The sequence below is a fragment of the Streptomyces sp. NPDC054765 genome (genome assembly GCF_053612065.1).
Genome location: NZ_JBSHBP010000157.1, coordinates 1 through 1,228 on the forward strand (window position 1 = coordinate 1; position 1,228 = coordinate 1,228).

General features: G+C 70.0%; 1 protein-coding gene. It reads left to right on the plus strand.

Features of this window, described 5'->3' with window-relative positions:
• Positions 1-917: 917 nt before the first annotated feature.
• The gene (locus ACWGJY_RS37545; RefSeq protein ID WP_453265378.1) at positions 918-1,196 is read left to right on the plus strand and encodes a hypothetical protein; all 279 of its coding nucleotides are present in this window, start codon (positions 918-920) and stop codon (positions 1,194-1,196) included.
• Positions 1,197-1,228 lie beyond the last annotated feature (32 nt).

A 1,228-nucleotide genomic window follows, 5' to 3' on the forward strand; every position in this document is an offset into this window, starting at 1 on the left:
GGGCTGCGCTTCCTCGACGGCCTCAGCCGAGACGATCACGTCTGTCATCAGGTGTCACTTCCTGTTCGAAGATCCACCGTTGACCGTACAGACCCTTCGACCGCTCAAGATCGGAAAGACAACAGCTTCTTACCACACACCTATGGCTGCTCTGGGAGATGAGGGTGCGGGTGGTAGTGGCTTTTCCGGCTACGGCCGTGGGGGGTCCGGTGATCTGCCGGGACGCGCATGCGCACGCGAGGACCAGGCCGCCGACACCGACGCCGCCGCTGCCCCGGCGCCGTCGACCGGTGGCCCGGACGGCCCGCTGCGCGGGGAAATGCCGAAAACTCCCCCCACCATCCCCATGCAGCCAGAGGGCCAGGAGCTGGCCGAGGGCGACGCCAGCGCCGGCTCTGGGCTGGACGCCGCCTCCGATTTGCTCGCCGACATGGGCGGGCGTCACAGCAGCGGGCTACGGGGGAGGGTGCCGCGGCCCGCTCGTGATCTTGAGGCAGTGGTCGCTCCCGTGCAGCTGCTGTGGGACCGGCTGAAGTGGGACAGCACCCGTCGCCTGGTCGAGAAGGCCATCCGTCGCGAACTGACGGCCATTGCCAGCGTGGTCGGGCGTGACCAGGCCGAGAGCATCCTTGTCAGCCGGCTGACGCGCCGCCTGCTTCTCCAGCCAGGGGAGGCAGACGCAATCACCGACCCGGTGGGCTGGCTCCTCGGCCGGGGCCTGCCCCGGTGCAGCGACTGCAACGACGCGGGCTGCGACGAAGGCGTGCGGATGCGCTCCGGCGCTGCCTGCGAGCTCTGCGAGGACCGCGTTCTCGCCCTCCGCGCTCGCCGCCGCAGCGTCGCCGCCCAGGTCCAGGCCCAGCTGCCCGACGCCACCCCCGACCGGCAGCCAGGCGTTCGAGGACCAGCTGCGTGCGGTGGTGGACGCCGATGCCGCGCGGTTCGAGGAGCATCGCCGCGAGCGAGCGGCCAAGGATGCCGCGGTGGCGGCGAAGGCTGCCGCGGCACGCGCCCGGCAGGAGGCGGACGAAGTCGCGCGGCGGGCGATGCCGTGCGCGCAGTGCGGCGAACCCGAAACCGGCGGCCTGTGCGGAACGTGCTGGGGCTGGGAGGAGACCGAAAAACTCCTCACCGATGAAGCTTCCCCTTGTGACTGGACACCTGGAGACTGGGACATGAGGTTCCAGAGGAAGTAGTGCCAGGTGGGTAGTCAGTACTCCAAGCGGTA